Below are 18,191 nucleotides of genomic sequence, written 5' to 3'. Positions count from 1 at the left end.
TTTTCTATATCATTCATTTCAACAAATCATTTAGGCCTTCTCCAGCTTGGGATCAAGCGCATCACGCAGACCGTCACCGAGAAAGTTAAACGAAAGAACCAGCAGAATAATAGCCAAACCTGGATAAATCGCCAGATAAGAGTGGGTCTCCAGATATGTACTGCCGAGCTTCAGAATGTTACCCCATTCCGGAATATGCGGCTCCACGCCGAGTCCCAGATAACTCAAACTGCTGGTAGCGATAACAGCTCCACCAATCGTGAGTGTGGACTTGATAATCATGGGCGCAAGGGAGTTGGGAATAATGTGTTTGAAAATAATCGTACGATTGTTGTACCCCAGTGCACGTGCAGCTTCCACAAATTCAAAAGTAGATACATAGAGAACACTGGCTCTCATGGTACGGGCGTAAGTTGGAATCGAACCCAGACTCAGCGCCAGAATGAGATTGATCGTATTGGCTCCAAACGCCGCAATAATCGCAATGGCAAGCAGAATTCCCGGAATGGCATAGAGAATATCGAGCAGCCGCATGATGATGTTATCCGTATGTCTGCCGTAGAAGCCGGAGAAAGCTCCGAGGACTCCACCGATCAACACTGGAATGATGGTCGACATGCAACCTACGATTAAGGAGATTCGGGCACCAAATACAATCCGGGAAAATAAACATCGTCCGAAATCGTCCGTTCCCAACGGATACGCCAGGGAAGGGGGTTGAAGCAGCGCCGAGTAGTTATTTTCCACAGCCATGCTGTAGTCAAAGGTAAAAAAGCTGCAGATCGATATCGAGAACAGAAAAATGATAAAAAACAAACCGGACATGGCAGTCATATTCGGAGCAAGTCGCTCCCACAGATCATTCCAGAAGTTTGATTTTTGTTTCCCCTGTCTGCGAATGCGTCCAATGATGGAAATGCCGAGCAATAGTGCAAATACATTACCTGTGATTGAGGTCAGAATCAGCACTACACTGACACCGATCATCCAGCGAGGGAGGATAGAGGTCGCGTTATATCGGGATACGATAATCAGTACGACCAGGTCAATGACGAGAATAAATATGAGCACCGCCATGGCTGGCAGAAAGTTGTCAGCCACATAAGGTTTGAAGATATTTAACGCAGATACACCAATCACGAACAGCTGGGTTAACAGCATGTACACCGCAAAGGTATACTCCACATTCCTCGCTTTTCGAATCAGATGAAAGGCTGCCGTTACGATAAATATATTGCCTGAAATGATAGCAAACAGTTGAACCCAGGCGATCCTGCGGGTCAAAGTAGAGATCGTACCCGTACGGATCAAGTCTTTTCGAATCCGAAGGGTGATGATACTTTGAACCAGTGTGAAGAATACATAGATCCAAAGTATCGTTAGCAGAAATGGTTTGAACGCCTGCTCGCTCCAGTCGTAACTGTTGAACAGCAACAAAGCAGTCAAGAGAAGGGACGTGATCCAGGCGAAGCTGGCCTGACTGTATTCTCGAGAAGACTTAAGCCGGAAACGCATTTCTTGTGTTAAGGACGAGTTTGTCATAATACACCTGCTTTAAGAGGTAGTTCAAAAAGTTCACACATTAATATTGTTTCATCTTGGAGCGCACTCTTGGATCAATAAAAGCATACAGCAGATCAACCGCTACATTGATAATGGAGATCGTAATTGCTGTGTAGATTACTCCGCCCATGATACTCGGAATATCGGGGATAAATTGTTTATCCACAATATAGCTGCCGAGACCGCTGATATTAAACACTTTCTCCGTCACTGCTGCTCCACCCAACATCGCTCCGAATTGAAGTCCAACCACCGTTACGATGGGGATCAATGCATTACGTACTGCGTGTTTCAGCATGACTTGACGTTCGCTTAACCCCTTGGCGCGGGCAGTCATCACATAATCCTCATGAATGACTTCCAGTGTAGAAGACCGGGTCATCCGGGCCACCGCAGCTGTGAGTCCCGTACCCAGTACAATGGTTGGCATAATGATCGACAGCCAGTTCTGCGGGTTGAAGGTAGCGGGAAGCCACTGCATTTTGATTGAAAAATTCAGAATGAAAATAAGTCCTTGCCAGAAATTCGGGATCGATAATCCAATCAGAGCAATGAACATGAAGGTGTAGTCGAACCACGAATTAGGCTTAATTGCTGAGATAATGCCAATGGGTAATGCAATGACAAGTGCTAACAGCAGGGAAATGACCGCAAGCGTCAAGGTAATGGGAAACTTCCTTGCAATCGTAGCTGTTACGTCTTCATTTCCTGCAAAAGACTTGCCAAGATCGAAGAAGGCGACGCCCTTGATATTGTTCCAGAGCTGTGTAAGATAAGGCTGATCCAAGCCATACACCTGATTGAATGCGGCAATCTGTTCCTGCGTTGCTGTCTCTCCCAGAATGTTAGCTGCCGGGTTAAACGGAGACAGATACAAAATCGTAAATACGAGTGTGGCTACGCCCAGAATGACAAATACCGTCATCAGTATTCTTTCAAATATGTACTTTAGATAAGGATTTCCATACAAAAAGAGGATGCCATACATCAGAAAGCCGGGAATAAGGGATATCGTGAAAAACCATGGTTTGTCGATCAGTGAGTGGAATGTATCAGCCATCGTAAGACGGTGACTTCCCTGTTCCTGAAGTATTCGAGACGTCCGCTCCTTCAACTCTTTCTGAACACTTTCTTCCAACCATTCCTCGGTCTGACGTGTGAATTCTCCCTCACTGACCTGCTGCTGGAAAAAACGATGTTTGCGACGCAGCTGATCTTCCACTTCGAACTTCAGCTGGTTCCGATAGGAAGAAGTGAGCAGTTCTTGCTCAGCCGTCTGCCTGGCAGCTACCCAGCCGTCATTTTTTCGATTCGAACGCCATATTAGAAACACGACCAGATTGATCGGTAATCCAAGAATGAACAGAACATATCGGTAGGAAGGATGAAGCAGCATTTTGCCATAAATAAAGCTTAAATTATGTACCAACCGCGAGAGTCTGCTGCTTTCTGCAAGATTCAAACCAAGCGCACCTCCTTTCATTCAGGTTTAAATTGCATTATTCCGATTGATATAGTATATATTATTTAGGGTCTAAACAATTGTCAAGGTAATAATTGTATACATATGGGTATGTGAAAAACGGATGAGAGCTGGTGATAACATGGAACCTTTATTGAAAGTGAATGATCTATCGGTCTCTTTTCATTCTGGAGAGAGTGAGTTTCAGGCAGTGCGAGAAGTGAGTTTTGAAGTACGAAAAGGTGAGACGCTAGGTATTGTAGGAGAATCGGGAAGTGGAAAAAGTGTAACAGCACGTTCCATTATGAGGCTGCTTGCATCGCCGCCTTCACAGATGAAAAAGGGAGAGATTCTATTTAAAGGTGTCGACTTGGCCAATAAAACGCAGAAAGAGATGGAGAGTATCCGTGGACGTGATATTGGCATGATCTTTCAGGACCCGATGAGTTCCCTTAATCCGACCATTAAAGTGGGGAAACAGATCTCCGAGAGTCTGATCAAACACCAGAAGGTGTCCAAAAGGGAAGCCAAGAAACAAGCGATTGCCATGATGGAGCGGGTGGGGATAACTCGCAGTGAAATCCGCTACAACCAGTATCCGCACGAATTCTCTGGAGGCATGCGTCAGCGGGTCATGATCGGTATTGCACTTGCTTGTCGTCCTGAATTGCTCATTGCCGATGAGCCGACAACCGCACTGGACGTTACAATTCAGGCACAGATTCTGAATTTGATGAAAGATATGCAAGAGCAACTTGGGACATCTATTATTCTGATCACCCATGATTTGGGCGTAGTAGCAGGCATGTGTGATCGGGTTGTTGTGATGAAAGAAGGACAGATTGTGGAAACCGGGACTACAACAGAGATTTTTGCTAATCCCAAACACCCGTATACGATCAGGCTTCTGAATGCATTACCACGTCTGGATCAGAAGAAAAAGCCCAAACCGGTATCGTTGGTCCCAAGAGATCTCGAGGATGATCAGCCGTTGCTTGAGGTGAAATCACTCAAACAACATTTTAATCTGGGAAAAGGCAATACCTTAAAGGCTGTAAATGATATCAGTTTCCATATTCGTCAAGGAGAGACGCTCGGCGTTGTAGGGGAATCCGGCAGCGGAAAATCAACCACGGGGCGTGCGATTCTGCGATTGCATGAGCCAACAGGTGGAGATGTACTGTTTAAAGGAGTCCCACTCAATCGCTTATCAGTTTCGGAGATGAAAACGATGCGCAGACATATGCAGATTATTTTCCAGGACCCATATGCATCTCTGAATCCCAAAATGAGGATTATGGATATCATTGGAGAAGCCCTTGATATTCATCAACTTGCAGGTACAGCATCTCAGCGGGAGAAGCGTGTGGAGGAATTGCTGGAGATGGTGGGTCTTGATCCTACCCATGCGCAGCGTTATCCACATGAATTCTCGGGAGGACAGAGACAGCGGATCGGTATAGCGCGAGCTCTGGCTGTGGAGCCGGAATTCATCGTATGTGACGAACCACTGTCTGCACTGGATGTGTCGATACAGGCTCAGATCGTACAATTGCTTGAAGAGTTGCAACAGCGACTCGGATTGACGTATCTCTTCATCGCGCATGACTTGTCCATGGTTAAACATATCAGTGACCGAGTGGCTGTGATGTATAACGGGAAAATTGTGGAGCTGGCTGAGAGTGAAGAACTGTATTCCAACCCACAACATGCTTATACCAAGGCATTACTATCTGCTATTCCTGTGCCTGATCCGGCGATCGAAGCAAAGAAAAAGAGACATGTTTTCAGAGAAACACCTAGAGAAAATGTTGAAGTAGAGGACCGTTATAATCTCGAACATTCCAAGTGGGTAGAAGTCACAGAAGGGCACTGGGTAGCCATATCTAGCTAGATAGTGCAATATATAGTCTTTTTCAACGACAAAAGAACCCCGACGATGATCTCCATAGATCGTTATCGGGGTTAAGTTATATGTTCTTCATATAATGGCAGTAATCAAAAGCAATTATTTGAATTGAACCGATTTCTTGATGGTATCAATCTCGGCTTTGGTCTTATCATCCATGTAAGTGAAGATGAAGTTGAAAGCATATCCTTCAATAATTGTACTATAGTAATCTTGAGTAATGGTTGAACCGTCACCTGGATCCATCGTGATTTGCATCAGATCCATCTCTTTACCACCGATGGTTTCCGTTGTCATTTCCTTATAATCGTAAGGGAACTGGCTATCCACCATGAATTTTTTGGTTGCTTCCAGGTAGTCTTTACCTGTACGAATGCCTTGCAACAAGCTTACTTTCTCAGCAATGGCCATAGCGGAAGGGCCAACTTGACCTCCGTCCAATGGGTATTTTGAAGCCATAAGCAGATTCAATGTTTTGGTCTGAGACAGTTCAATTTGTTTTTTCTTTGTTTCATCATCACCAGCAATCGCTTCGGATGAAGCACTTGTCAGCTCATTCATGCCTGCAGCATCCTGGAACTCCCATGCTTCCGGGAATTTCAGAGATACGCCGAAATAGTCATTGGTGTAAGAACCTTTTTCAGTGGTCCCCAGCTCAACGTCTTGGGAATTATCAGTTTCCTTGGACTCTTCGCTTGCTGGTTCTGTGTTCTCTGTTTCTTCTGTATTGGCTGTATTAGAATCAGTACCCGTCGTTGTTTCTGTCGGGGTAGGCTCTTCTGTTGCGGCTGTGTTATCTGCTTTGTCACCGCAAGCGGCTGCAACCAGCATAATCATAATGAGCATGGCGAATAAAGAAGCTTTTTTTGGAATTGTCATATTACCCTCCTGAAATGTGTGTGTTTGTTTCTCTCTCTACATGTTGCCTGCTTCCTAAATTGTAGCACAAACGTTCTCATATACTACCTATAGGAATCTATAGGGGTCTTCTATACATAAGACATTCGGCTGGCAATTGAAACAGCTTCTGTGCTGGATTGCACACCTAATTTGTTAAAAATCACTTTTTTGTGATGATTCACGGTGCATTCCTTGATCTTTAATTTCAAAGCAATGGCTTTTACCGTGAGGCCTCCGGCTATCATCTCCAGAATGGTTAACTGACGCTCGGTGAACTCCACTGCCGGTTTGTCGCACAGTTCAGCAGTCTGCTGACTCTGATAACAGTTCTGCATGTACGCTGGAATTAGCTTGGCAATGGCAATCAGTTCACCTTGCATATCTGCATTAATGGTGGACACATCCAGATAACCGACATGTTGCGATCCCATGAACAAAGGTGCGGCGTAACAATGCCAGCTTTGAAAATAAGGACTTTCATGCTGCTCGGGTAGCAGCAGTACAGGCTTATTGTTATCCATCGTTTCTGATATGGCGTTAACTCCACAGCTCTGTGCAGTGAAGATCATGCCCGGACGGATGGGCGAACCTTCTACGACGGCTTCCAGATCTGGACTATAATCCATGGAGAGAAGCACACCGTCCATATCTGTGAGTAGAAAAAGATAAGTGCCCGTTAAATTCTCTTTAATATCCGAGAGGCTGTTCTGGAATGCATGAATCAGGAAATGATTGATTTTGCGAAGCCTGTCCAGTTGAGATTTTGGTAAATAATCGAACGGATCTGTTTCGGTAACATGTTGGCACATGGCGGACTCCTTGTGCCGCGAGGCAAGTGTAATGGCAGGCATGTTTGATTCCTCCTTCCTGCACAGTCGCTAGTAAGCGTAGGATTCTGATTGAATCTGAGGTGCGTCATCCAATGGTTTTGATTACGTGCCCTTCCTGGTTTTTTATTTCTGTTTTAACAATCTGAACGAGAATATGATCCAGTGAATTTATCTCGAATGTTCCTTCAACGGGTTGAAGGTTTTCTGCCAGCTCCTCAACAATTTGTTTGTTCACCGTCAGGGTAACTTGCCTGTCCGATTCTAGTACTGAAGGATGTTCTCCGGCTTCGAACAGAATAGTAGTATCAGGTCCGATCAAGGATAGAGAGGTACCTTTCGAAATTCGGCTACGAAGGATGGTTCCGACTAATACAGCCTGTTTGGCTCCAAGCTGGAGTTTGCCCGGAACGGTCTTTATCAGCATTTTTTTGCGTGGAGACTCCCAGGCCAGTTGTTGTATGAATAAAAAGGCGGTGCTGGACCCGTCCTGTTCCATTCCATCCTCAACCGCTTGTATAACCGAAGGAATATCTGCGTACGAATTTCTCATCAGATCCGTCACATATTTGGGCATGAACATGGAGGAGGCAGACAGGAAGCCACGAGCATTCCAGCTTTGAATCATTTCCAGTTCCCGACCTGTAATGCCAACCATCTGAATAAATTGCACTGAACCATTAGGCGTAGAGATCGCGGGTAGATCCGGGTCTTCAATAAACGAGAGAGCAGTCAGCAGTGTATCCGACTCTAGGCAGATCGGACCGTTGGCGTCCATGTAATCTCCTGGCTGAAAGATATTTCCGCTGTTGAACACGTAACGTCCTACATTCTGTAACAGATTCAGCGCCCAGGCTGGCGGTTCAGTTACTTCTTCAGTGCGTGTAAGACGAAAGGTGAGTTCGAATCCATACCCGCTCTTGGATGCATCCTGCATCTCTTTTTCATATAATTCAGAGAAACCGTAGGTGACAAAATGCCAGTGAGGCATAGGTGTGTTCACCTCATAAACGCTAATGCCATCGAGTGGATCGGGACCTCCGAGTATATACGGAAGGGCAGTGCCGTAGTGTTTTGGCTCTTGTTCCCCATACAATTCACGCATGGATTGATCAATCGCATCCCAACCGGATGTGTTTTCTTCCTGAGTCATTATTGAATCCTCCTTGACTGTTCTTTCCCCCGAAAAACATTTAAAATTAAGTCTACCTGTTACAGAAACGGATTCAAGCGGCTTAAGGATGAATTGTGTCAGATAGGACTTCGGTGTTATTAATTGCAATCCAGGGAGTGAAATTACATGAGTATGAAAGGTATCTATTTAAAGGAGTTTAATCAGGCAAGCTGGGACTCATTTTCCGAACTGTTTGAAGAACTTGGACAAAAGATGGACCCCGCGTGGGTAGAACGTGCGCGATTACAAGGGATTCCGGCAGATATAAGTCGGGTGCTTTTGTGTGAAATGGGGGAGTACGCTTTTGAATGGATGGCGAAAGATATCCCGGCTTTAGGGGACCAAAGTCCCGCTGTTTACCTGGAAACGGAGGAAGGAGCGCAGGCATTAAGGGCAGCGATTATGCGTATGCCGCGTTAATTTTTTCGATGGTGAGAGTGTGCGAACGATCCTATGATCCAGTGAAGTTGATTTTGCAAAATAGATATGTTACGCTTACATTACAAGAGCAAACACAACAGAATATGCAATAACATCTTTTGATGGATTGTAACTGTGAAGACAGGCAAAACCTAAACTGATGGTGAAATGAAAGCTCCTTTTTTTGGTGCTATTTTACCTTGAGTTTAGGTTTTTCTTGTTTTCTGCTCTAAATTACAGTTTTTTACCTGGAAAAACCAAAATAAATTTCGAAAAGAGGTTGTTATTCATGACCACGGCAAAAAAAGGATTCCCCGAAAACTTCCTATGGGGCGGCGCTACAGCTGCCAATCAATTGGAGGGTGCATTCGATAAGGACGGCAAAGGCCTCTCCACAGCGGACATGATCGCTCATGTTCCGAAAGAGAAGCGTACAGGCGGACATGCCATGGAAATTTCCTCTTCCCGAATTGAAGAGATTCTCTCTGGCAAAATTGAAGAACGTTTTCCAAAACGTTTTGGTATCGACTTCTACCATCACTTTAGAGAAGATATTGCATTGTTCGCCGAAATGGGCTTCAAAGTATTCCGTTTGTCCATTCACTGGGCACGTATTTTCCCGAACGGTTATGATCAAGAGCCAAATGAAGCAGGTCTGAAATTCTACGATGAAGTATTCGACGAATTGTTGAAATACGGTATTGAGCCACTCGTTACATTGTCTCACTACGAGACTCCGCTTGGCTTGACGCAAAAATACAATGGCTGGGCTGGCCGTGAAGTAATTCAGCACTATGTTAGATATGCAGAAACGGTGTTCAACCGTTATAAAAATAAAGTGAAATACTGGCTGACGTTTAATGAGATTAACGTAATGCTGTTCAGCCCATACACTGGCGGCGGCATTCTGATCGATAAAGTGGACAACAAGCTGCAGACGACGTATCAAGCGCTTCATCATCAATTTGTAGCAAGTGCCATGGTTACGAAGCTTGCACACGAAATTATCCCTGGTTCCCAAGTCGGCTGTATGCTTGCTCGTATGGAAACTTATGCAGCAACATGTAATCCGGTAGATGTTCGTCTGGCTCAGCACGAGAATCAGATCAACCTCTTCTTCACGGACATGCATGCTCGTGGTAAATACCCGAACTACATGGCTCGTTATTTTGAAGAAAACGACATCGTGATCCAAAAAGAAGCAGGCGATGACGAGATCTTGCTGAACAATACCGTTGATTTCATCTCCTTCAGTTACTACATGTCCGTGACCAAATCCGCTTCTGCCAACGAAGCAGAGACATCCGGCAACCTGACTGGCGGTGTGAAAAACCCTTATCTGGAAGCGTCCGACTGGGGCTGGGAGATCGATCCGATCGGTCTGCGCGTAACCCTGAACAACTTCTGGGATCGTTACCAGAAACCATTGTTCATCGTGGAAAATGGTTTGGGTGCCTATGATAAAGTTGAAGAAGATGGTTCGATCCATGACTCCTATCGTGTGGATTACCTGAAAAAACACATCGAACAAATGAAAGAAGCCATCAAAGATGGCGTCGATCTGATTGGATTTACAGCATGGGGCCCGATTGACCTTGTGAGCATGTCCACTTCCGAAATGTCCAAACGTTATGGTTTCATCTACGTGGATCTGGATGACGAAGGTAACGGAACACTCAAACGTTCCAAAAAGGATTCATTCGACTGGTACAAAAACGTAATCTCCAGTAATGGTGAGCAACTGTAGTTCTCACGTTTTCAGGATTTTTACCGCATAAAAAGCGGGCAAAACTTAACACGAAAGTAGCTATCTCAATGAACTCATGGTTTTGAGGGCCCTTTTGGTTAGTGCTTGTCCGCTTTTCCATGTGTTGCCCAACATTACATTGGAGGGATTGTCGTTTGAAAAGATGGAACATGAGCACACAGAGTGCGAGATGGATGCTAGCATTAACCCTGTGCCTAACCACAATTTGGCCTGCAGCAGCGAGTGCGGAAAGTGTTGAGGTCAGTCGGATTCAGGCAAATACCTATGTAGGTGATCCGGGAGAAATGGTCGAATCCTTTGATATTACCATTGCCAATCCCGTGAAATATCAGAATCTAAAAGCTTCTGACTTCGAAATTACAGGCAATTATGATGGTTATCCATTAAATGAAGCAGAAGAAATTGTACAAACTAACTATGCAGACGACGGGATAAAATTGACGATTCAGGATCATACCATCCATATGGAGGTCGAGCCGTTTAAATATCCTGGAGGTATGATTTCAAAATTTAAGGTAACGAACAAAACGTATCCAGAGCTATCTTTTGATGAGACCAATGTGGATAAGGTTGTTACCCGAACCGTCGATGATTTTGAAAAAGGTACGTACACGGGCAGCAACGGTGAAACGTTGTCTTACCGTCTGAAGCGTAGTCCTTCCACCAACGCACAACCGCTTGTCGTATGGCTTCATGGCGGGGGAGAAGTAGGTACGGATGGTAGAAGTCATCTTACGGCTAATCGTGGAGCAGTAGTCTGGACAGAATCGGGGTATGATACTTCCGTGCTTGCTGTACAGTATCCCGAGAATTACAGTTTCAAAATTTACGATAACACTGAACAACTGGCTAAAATGCAAGCCTATTTTGTTGCACAGTATGAGCTGATCCAGAAGCTTGTAGCTGAAGGGGAGGTTGATCCGGATCGGATTTATCTGGCTGGTGTATCTAGTGGGGGTGGCGGAGCCCTTCGGTTTATGATGCAATATCCGGATCTGTTTGCAGGAGCTGTTGTCATTGCGGCCAAGGATACAGTTGCAGATTATACGGGGTCTGTGGATGGATTTAAAGATGCACTTAAAGATATAGTGAATGTTCCTATTTGGCTTCACCATGCTAAGGGTGATCCTACAACAGATAGTCGTACGAGTATACTTGCGTATGAAGCGTTGTTGGAACTAGGGAGTGATCCGGACATTTTCGTATACGATGATGATTTCATGGAAGGAAATAATCTCTATGGTGGATTGAAACATTGGTCGTGGGTTCCTGCTTTGGCAAGTTATCAGACACCTGACTTTTTGTTTAATCAAGACAAAGGAATATCTGATGCCGATATATATACCCGGATGGACCGGAGAATTAAAGCGTATGAAATTGTGGATCGGACTCAGCTTGCCGTATGGATTGCTGATTTTTTGAAACTCCCAAATCCTCAATATGAAGAGAGTTATAGCGATACGTTTGAGCGATGGTCTCAAAAGGCTATCTCGCAGGTTACAGAAGCAGGTGTAATGCAAGGAACGGGGAATAATAAATTTTCCCCATTAGGTGATATAACACGAGCTCAATTAGCGGTTATTTTGGACAAAATGAAGAAAAACTTGGGTATAGAACCTGATCAATCAGAGGCGGCTATGTTTGATGATGTACCTCCGACTCATTGGGCATATGAAGCAATACGAAACAGCTCACAATACGATATTATGGGCGGCAAAGAGGCACAACTTTTTGCACCTAATGATGTGGTTGATGGAGAAGAATTTCATGATATTATGGGCCGCTTGTATCTGACAAAGGCGAATCGACACTTAGAAGACTAAATAATGAGAGGAATGATTGACATGACAACACCATTTCCGAAGGATTTCCTATGGGGCGGCGCTGTAGCAGCCAACCAACTTGAAGGAGCTTATAATACAGATGGCAAAGGTCTGTCTGTTCAAGATGTAATGCCACACGGGATTACAACGCCTAGAACGGAAGCACCTACAGAAGATAACCTGAAACTGATCGGTATCGATTTCTACAACCGTTACAAAGAGGATGTTAAACTGTTTGCTGAAATGGGCTTCAAAGTGTTCCGTACATCTATCGCCTGGTCCCGTATCTTCCCTAAAGGTGATGAATTGGAGCCAAACGAGAAAGGTCTGCAATTCTATGATGACCTGTTCGATGAGTGCCACAAATACGGGATTGAACCACTCGTAACGATCTCTCACTATGAGACACCGCTGCATTTGTCCAAAACATATGATGGCTGGGTTAACCGTAAAATGATCGATTTCTACGAGCGTTATGTAACAGTTCTTTTCAACCGTTTCAAAGGCAAAGTTAAATACTGGCTGACGTTCAACGAAATCAACTCCATTCTGGAAGAGCCATTCATGAGCGGCGGAATCTATACGCCAAAAGCAGAACTGTCCAAACAGGATCTGTATCAAGCAATCCATCATGAATTGGTGGCCAGTGCATTAGCAGTAAAACTGGGACATGAAATTATGCCTGAAGCCAAAATTGGCTGTATGGTACTGAGCATGCCTACGTATCCGCTGACTCCGAACCCGGATGATGTGGTTGCAGCGATGCATGCTGAACAGCGCAATGATATCTTTGCTGATATCCATGCACGTGGTTATTATCCAAAATACATTAATCGTTATTTCAAAGCGAATAATATCAATATTAAGTTTGAAGATGGCGATGCTGAAATTCTGAAGCATACCGTAGACTTTATCTCGTTCAGTTATTATGTAAGTATCTGTGAGACTGGTGATCCCGAGAAACGTATCGAAGGAAAAGGAAACCTGTTCGCAGGTGTGCAAAACCCTTATCTGAAAGCGAGTGAGTGGGGCTGGCAGATCGATCCGCAAGGACTGCGCGTAACCTTGAACAAATACTGGGACCGTTATCAAAAACCATTGTTTATTGTCGAAAATGGCCTGGGTGCAGTCGATGAGCTGATCACGGACGAAGATGGCAATAAAACCGTGAACGATGATTACCGTATTCAATACTTGAATGACCATCTGGTACAGGTTGGCGAAGCTCTTGAGGATGGCGTAGAAGTGATGGGTTATACGTCATGGGGCTGTATTGACCTGGTAAGTGCTTCAACAGCAGAGATGAAGAAGCGTTATGGTTTCATCTATGTAGACCGCAACAATGATGGTTCAGGAACATTGGATCGTTACAAGAAAAAATCATTCCTTTGGTACAAGGAAGTTATTAGTACAAATGGCGCAAGTCTTAAGAACAGTAACGAGTAAATGCTAGTTCTATAAGCATAGTTGTACTAGCACCTTTTTATGTCACATTAACGCACATTAACCGCTTTCACAAAAACATTGTCATATGGATAATTATATGGTAAGATGGGCCTAAGGCTAATGAATACTGGATTGTTACTGTTCAATCAGGCAAAACCAGAAGCGGGGCATATTTCGTGACCTGCTTTGGTTTTGCCTTTTACTACTTTGACGGTGCAAGGTGATGTGAAGAAATGAAAATTGAGAAGGTGCTGAACAACAACGTAGTTACCGTAATTGATCCGGGAGGAAACGAACTGGTCGTTATGGGACGTGGAATTGCCTTCAAAAAGCATACTGGTGAATCGATTGACGAGAGTCTTGTCGAAAAAATATTCTCGCTTGAAAGTAAGGAAGTATCACAGAAACTTAAAACACTTCTGTCTGATATCCCGGTTGAATATGTCGAGTGCTCGGATGAGATTATCCGTTATGCCGAGACGGTGTTAGGTGAGAAGCTGCATGAAAGCATCTACATTTCACTGACGGATCATATTCATTTTGCCATTGATCGACATCGTCAAGGATTGCAGATCCGTAACGCATTGTTCTGGGAGATCAAGCGCATGTACCGGAAGGAATATGCCATTGGACTCAAGGCGCTACAGATTATTGAGGAAACGTTAGGTGTCCTGTTACCCGAAGACGAATGCGCATTCATTGCAATGCATCTGGTTAATGCCCAGATGAACGGTGAGATGAGGGAAACGATCAGTATTACGAACATTGTTAAGGACATACTTAACATCGTAAGACGTAGCTTTGTGATTGAACTTGATGAAGATTCATTGAGTTATTATCGGTTTTTAACTCATCTGAAGTTCTTTGCCCAACGTGTGTTGCAAGGAACAGCGATTGAAGATAAAGAAGAAGATAACCCGCTTCATGACTTGGTGAGCAAGCAGTATCCGGAAGCACATGCATGTGCAGTAAGGATCAGTGACTATACGCGTAAGATCTATAATCGGGTGTTGTCCAAGGAAGAAATACTGTATCTGACCATTCATATTGAACGAGTTGTCAGAAATGAACAAACAATTGAATAAAATTGGGATTGTTACTGCTAAAAAGGCAAAACCTAAACGTTGAATAATGATAAGCTTTTCTGCTTTGTCATTATTCAGTGTTTAGGTTTTTTTTTTAACCTTCATTACACATAAAAGGAGCAAAACACAATGGATAAACAACAATTGTCCAAGGATATTTTGAAGCTTGTTGGTGGCGAAGAGAATATCGATCAAGTCACACACTGTATGACAAGACTCAGATTTAACCTGAATGACAACCAAAAAGCGGACAAAGCGACGCTAAAAAATACACCAGGCGTGATGGGCGTGATGGAAAACGGTGGACAGTTCCAGGTTATCATCGGTAACGATGTACCTATCGTGTATAACGCACTCGTTGGTAACATGTCCAAATCACCAACCGCAGATAATGCAACCTCAAGCGCTTCAACTGGGGAGAAGAAAAAGAGAAATCCAATAAGTGCGCTGTTCGACTTCATTTCAGGTATGTTTACACCAATCCTGCCTGCAATTACGGGTGCTGGTATGATCAAAGGGATCGTGGCCATCTTTGTGGCACTTGGGTGGTTGTCCGACACTAGTTCAACCTATATCATTTTGTCGGCGATTGGTGACGGTGCATTCTACTTCCTGCCGATCATTCTGGCAATCAGTGCTGCCCGTAAACTGGGTAGCAATATGTATATTGCCGCAGCGCTCGCAGCAGGGATTATGCATCCGACCATTACAGCACTACTGGCGGATGGTCACAATTCATCATTTATGGGGATTACAGTCATAGCGGCAACGTATTCTTCTACAGTTATTCCGATTGTTCTAGCAGTTTGGATTGCTTCATATGTAGAGAAAGCCGTTGATCGTGTAACACATGCTTCACTTAAACTCTTGGTTGTTCCAACAGTTACCTTGTTGATTATGGTTCCACTGACATTGATGACAGTAGGTCCATTGGGTACGGTTCTTGGTAATGGTTTGTCCGGTGGTATTTCATGGTTGTTCGATAACATGTCCATCTTCGCAAGTATTCTGATTGGTGGTACGATGTCACTGCTAATCATTACAGGCATGCACTATGCGTTGCTGCCAATCGTAGTTGGTTCGATGACAACACTGGGTTACGACTTTATTATTCCACTGATGTTTGCAGCTAACTTGGCACAAGGTGGTGCAGCATTTGGTGTAGGTCTCAGATCGAGAAATGGCAAAACCAAATCCCTTGCATATTCCACAGGTCTCACGGCTATCATGGGGATTACGGAACCAGCGATGTATGGTATCAACATGAAGTTCAAAAAACCGTTTATTGCAGCCCTTATCGGGGGAGCGATTGCCGGTGGATTCATGGGTATCTTCAATGTTAAATCGTACGTTATTACAGGACTTGCAGGTCTGCCGAGTGTGGCAGCATTTATCAGTCCAGCAATTAGCACACTGCTCTATGCTCTGGCTGGTGGTTTGATTGCCATCGTAGCTGCAGCAGTACTGACGTACATTCTTGGATTCCAAGAAGAAAATGCAACAGAGCCAGCACCAGCAGCTGAGCCGGCAACACCAGCAGCAACAACTTCTGCTGTTGTAACTGAAGAAGCAAAAGCACAAGATGAGCAAATCTTCAGCCCAATCACAGGTGAAGTTAAACCGCTGAGCGAAGTGCCAGACCCTGCGTTCTCTGAAGAGATTATGGGTAAAGGATTTGCGATTCAACCATCTGAAGGACGTGTGGTTTCTCCAATTAACGGTACTGTGTTCTCGTTATCGAAGAGCGGACATGCCATTGGTCTGGTAAGTGATACAGGCGCAGAGATGTTGATTCATATCGGGATTGATACCGTGAAGTTGAAAGGTCAATTCTTCTCGCCTAAAGTTCAAGCAGGTGTGAAGGTTGCCGTAGGTGATGTACTGATGGAGTTCGACCGGGAACAGATCGAAAAAGCCGGTTATACAACGATTACACCAGTTATTATTACAAACATGCACCAGTATGAGTCGATTGAGTCTGCTGGTCGCACTACGATCAAAGAAAAAGACTTGTTGTTCACAGCTAAAGCTTAACCATAGAAATGAAACAGCAGCTTCACCGGAATGTAATCCGGTAAAGCTGCTGTTTTTTTGCTTATAGCCTTTTACATGGGAAGCATACCCTGCACCAGTTGTACAAAGTGCTGTGCAGGCTTGGACAAATAACGGTTCTGCAACCAGACCAGCGCCGAGCCAACCGTGGAATGCTGATCATGGATGCGATATACGTGGAATGGGTGCTCGTGATATAGCTGTAGTACCGTGTGAGGCACGATGGAACTGGCGAAGCCGAGTCGGACCAGTTCCAGCAACATATTAATGTCTGAGCACTCACCCATGATAGAGGGGATAACCTGATGCTCCCGGAACTTGTCCAAAATTAGCTCGAACATACCGAGTCCTTCTGTGCTTGGCAGCAGTAGAGGGATACCTGTAAGCTGCTCAAAATAAGTCCCCATCTCCGCTCCTGGTCCCATCTCTGTCGGACTATCCAGCGGTGTTGAAGAAATATAGAAGAGTCGCTCCTGTGGCAGGTGCAGCACCTCATAGCGTTCTGTCTGGACGGGCATGCGTACACAGGCGAGTTCAACTTTGCCATCTTCCAGCAGGCGACATAATTGTGCAGACTCATTTTGCTGAATTTTATAGGTAACCTGTGGATGGGTGGTGCGAAACTGTTGCAGTGCTTGCGGGATCAGGCGATCCGATATGGTATTGATGCCGATGGTGAGTTTGCCCCGTATGCCGTGACGGAAACTTTGCATCTCCATTACAGCTTCCTCCATATATTTGGTCAAGGTAACCGCATAATCATAGAAGCTGCGACCCGCCTGCGTTAGCTCCATCATACGTCCTTTGCGTTCAAATAGAATCACACCAAGCTCTTCTTCCATTAACTTAAGCTGCTGGCTTAAGGGTGGCTGAGCCATGTGAAGTCTTCGGGCAGCTGCTGTAATCTGTTTCTCCTCAGCAATGGCAATGAAATAGCGACATTGTTTGATATCCAAGTGGTTGTTCTCCTTCGCCTGCAATGTATATGTAATTCGTATGGAAAGCCAACAAAACATGTATTTTTAATATACTACGATCTTATGTTACCATACATTAGATTTGCATACCTGACTAACAGAGTTTGGTTTCTATATGAATATTATTGCATGAGAAAGACCTTGAATTGGAGGATAAAACAACGTGGTTAGAACAATACATGATGCTGCGCAAGCGGGACATACCGATGAGGTCATTCGATTTATCACACAACAGGGTAACAGGTTGAATGAACGGGATGCATTGGGGCGAACACCTCTGCTGGCTGCGGTGCACGGTAACAAGATAGACACGGTAAGGATGTTAGTGGATGCCGGAGCCGACATTAATCTTCGGGATGCACGATTGGACAACCTGCTGTTATATGCGAGTGCTGAGGGTATGTATGACATGGTCGAATTGGCGATTACAGCTGGTGCGGATACGAGGTTAACGAATCGTTTTGGCGGTACAGCCCTTATCCCAGCAGCAGATCGGGGCCATGTGGACATTGTGGAGCTTCTGCTGACACGCAGTGATGTGGATGTGAACCATATCAACAACCTGGGGTGGACAGCCTTACTGGAAGCGGTCATTTTGGGAGATGGCGGGCCGCGTCACCAGCAGATCGTTGCCTTGCTTTTGCAATATGGTGCAGATCCAAAGATTGCGGATCGGGACGGGATTACACCGCTTGCACATGCGAGCCGGCATCGGTATGCCGAGATGGAACGACTATTAACCCAAGTCTGAAGAGACTTATACATTTATAATACAGAACAGTGAA

General features: G+C 44.7%; 14 protein-coding genes. 8 read left to right on the top strand and 6 right to left on the bottom strand.

Annotation, left to right across the window (positions count from 1 at the left end):
- Nucleotides 1–30 precede the first annotated feature (30 nt).
- Nucleotides 31–1,542: an ABC transporter permease gene (locus ACETMN_RS25170; protein ID WP_091013541.1), complete on the bottom strand. Its 1,512-nt coding sequence runs from the start codon at nucleotides 1,540–1,542 to the stop codon at nucleotides 31–33.
- Between the two features lie 40 nt (nucleotides 1,543–1,582).
- Complete coding sequence (locus ACETMN_RS25165; RefSeq protein WP_091013544.1) at nucleotides 1,583–3,025, bottom strand: ABC transporter permease; 1,443 nt, start codon at nucleotides 3,023–3,025, stop codon at nucleotides 1,583–1,585.
- Between the two features lie 142 nt (nucleotides 3,026–3,167).
- Between ACETMN_RS25165 and ACETMN_RS25160 the strand changes: the two genes are divergently transcribed.
- The gene (locus ACETMN_RS25160) at nucleotides 3,168–4,919 is read left to right on the top strand and encodes an ABC transporter ATP-binding protein (RefSeq protein ID WP_306299266.1); all 1,752 of its coding nucleotides are present in this window, start codon (nucleotides 3,168–3,170) and stop codon (nucleotides 4,917–4,919) included.
- Between the two features lie 114 nt (nucleotides 4,920–5,033).
- Here ACETMN_RS25160 and ACETMN_RS25155 read toward each other — a convergent pair whose 3' ends face one another.
- The 3 genes from ACETMN_RS25155 to ACETMN_RS25145 all read right to left on the bottom strand — a co-directional run bounded on the left by ACETMN_RS25155 (nucleotide 5,034) and on the right by ACETMN_RS25145 (nucleotide 7,814).
- Complete coding sequence (locus ACETMN_RS25155; protein WP_091013550.1) at nucleotides 5,034–5,813, bottom strand: hypothetical protein; 780 nt, start codon at nucleotides 5,811–5,813, stop codon at nucleotides 5,034–5,036.
- Between the two features lie 110 nt (nucleotides 5,814–5,923).
- Nucleotides 5,924–6,685, bottom strand: coding sequence for a LuxR C-terminal-related transcriptional regulator (locus ACETMN_RS25150; protein WP_091013552.1), 762 nt, complete (start codon nucleotides 6,683–6,685; stop codon nucleotides 5,924–5,926).
- A gap of 64 nt (nucleotides 6,686–6,749) precedes the next feature.
- Nucleotides 6,750–7,814, bottom strand: coding sequence for a suppressor of fused domain protein (locus ACETMN_RS25145; protein ID WP_411735265.1), 1,065 nt, complete (start codon nucleotides 7,812–7,814; stop codon nucleotides 6,750–6,752).
- A gap of 147 nt (nucleotides 7,815–7,961) precedes the next feature.
- On the opposite strand from ACETMN_RS25145, the gene ACETMN_RS25140 reads away from it, so the two are divergent.
- The 6 genes from ACETMN_RS25140 to ACETMN_RS25115 all read left to right on the top strand — a co-directional run bounded on the left by ACETMN_RS25140 (nucleotide 7,962) and on the right by ACETMN_RS25115 (nucleotide 16,411).
- Nucleotides 7,962–8,255 carry an antitoxin Xre/MbcA/ParS toxin-binding domain-containing protein gene (locus ACETMN_RS25140; protein WP_083657375.1) on the top strand — a complete coding sequence of 98 codons (294 nt, stop codon included), beginning with the start codon at nucleotides 7,962–7,964 and terminating at the stop codon, nucleotides 8,253–8,255.
- Nucleotides 8,256–8,544: 289 nt separating this feature from the next.
- On the top strand, nucleotides 8,545–10,002 hold the full coding sequence (locus tag ACETMN_RS25135) for a glycoside hydrolase family 1 protein (RefSeq protein WP_091013560.1): 1,458 nt from the start codon (nucleotides 8,545–8,547) through the stop codon (nucleotides 10,000–10,002).
- 155 nt (nucleotides 10,003–10,157) lie between these two features.
- Nucleotides 10,158–11,846, top strand: coding sequence for an S-layer homology domain-containing protein (locus tag ACETMN_RS25130; RefSeq protein WP_341073777.1), 1,689 nt, complete (start codon nucleotides 10,158–10,160; stop codon nucleotides 11,844–11,846).
- Between the two features lie 21 nt (nucleotides 11,847–11,867).
- Entirely contained in the window at nucleotides 11,868–13,292 is a 1,425-nt protein-coding gene (locus tag ACETMN_RS25125; RefSeq protein ID WP_411735264.1) for a glycoside hydrolase family 1 protein, read from the top strand.
- A gap of 233 nt (nucleotides 13,293–13,525) precedes the next feature.
- Nucleotides 13,526–14,377 (top strand): BglG family transcription antiterminator LicT, encoded by an 852-nt coding sequence (licT, locus tag ACETMN_RS25120; RefSeq protein ID WP_036668684.1) that lies wholly within the window; start codon nucleotides 13,526–13,528, stop codon nucleotides 14,375–14,377.
- A 129-nt stretch (nucleotides 14,378–14,506) separates the two neighbouring features.
- Entirely contained in the window at nucleotides 14,507–16,411 is a 1,905-nt protein-coding gene (locus ACETMN_RS25115) for a beta-glucoside-specific PTS transporter subunit IIABC (protein ID WP_091013565.1), read from the top strand.
- A gap of 71 nt (nucleotides 16,412–16,482) precedes the next feature.
- On the opposite strand, the gene ACETMN_RS25110 is transcribed toward ACETMN_RS25115, so the two are convergent.
- Nucleotides 16,483–17,385 carry a LysR family transcriptional regulator gene (locus ACETMN_RS25110; protein ID WP_341073776.1) on the bottom strand — a complete coding sequence of 301 codons (903 nt, stop codon included), beginning with the start codon at nucleotides 17,383–17,385 and terminating at the stop codon, nucleotides 16,483–16,485.
- 184 nt (nucleotides 17,386–17,569) lie between these two features.
- Here ACETMN_RS25110 and ACETMN_RS25105 point away from each other — a divergent pair, with 184 nt between their 5' ends.
- The gene (locus ACETMN_RS25105) at nucleotides 17,570–18,157 is read left to right on the top strand and encodes an ankyrin repeat domain-containing protein (RefSeq protein ID WP_411735263.1); all 588 of its coding nucleotides are present in this window, start codon (nucleotides 17,570–17,572) and stop codon (nucleotides 18,155–18,157) included.
- Nucleotides 18,158–18,191 lie beyond the last annotated feature (34 nt).

The organism is Paenibacillus sp. M2 (assembly GCF_046713495.1).
Taxonomy (GTDB): domain Bacteria; phylum Bacillota; class Bacilli; order Paenibacillales; family Paenibacillaceae; genus Paenibacillus; species Paenibacillus amylolyticus_B.
The sequence above is the reverse complement of the archived record's forward strand: the minus strand, read 5'-3'. Positions and strand labels throughout refer to the sequence as shown.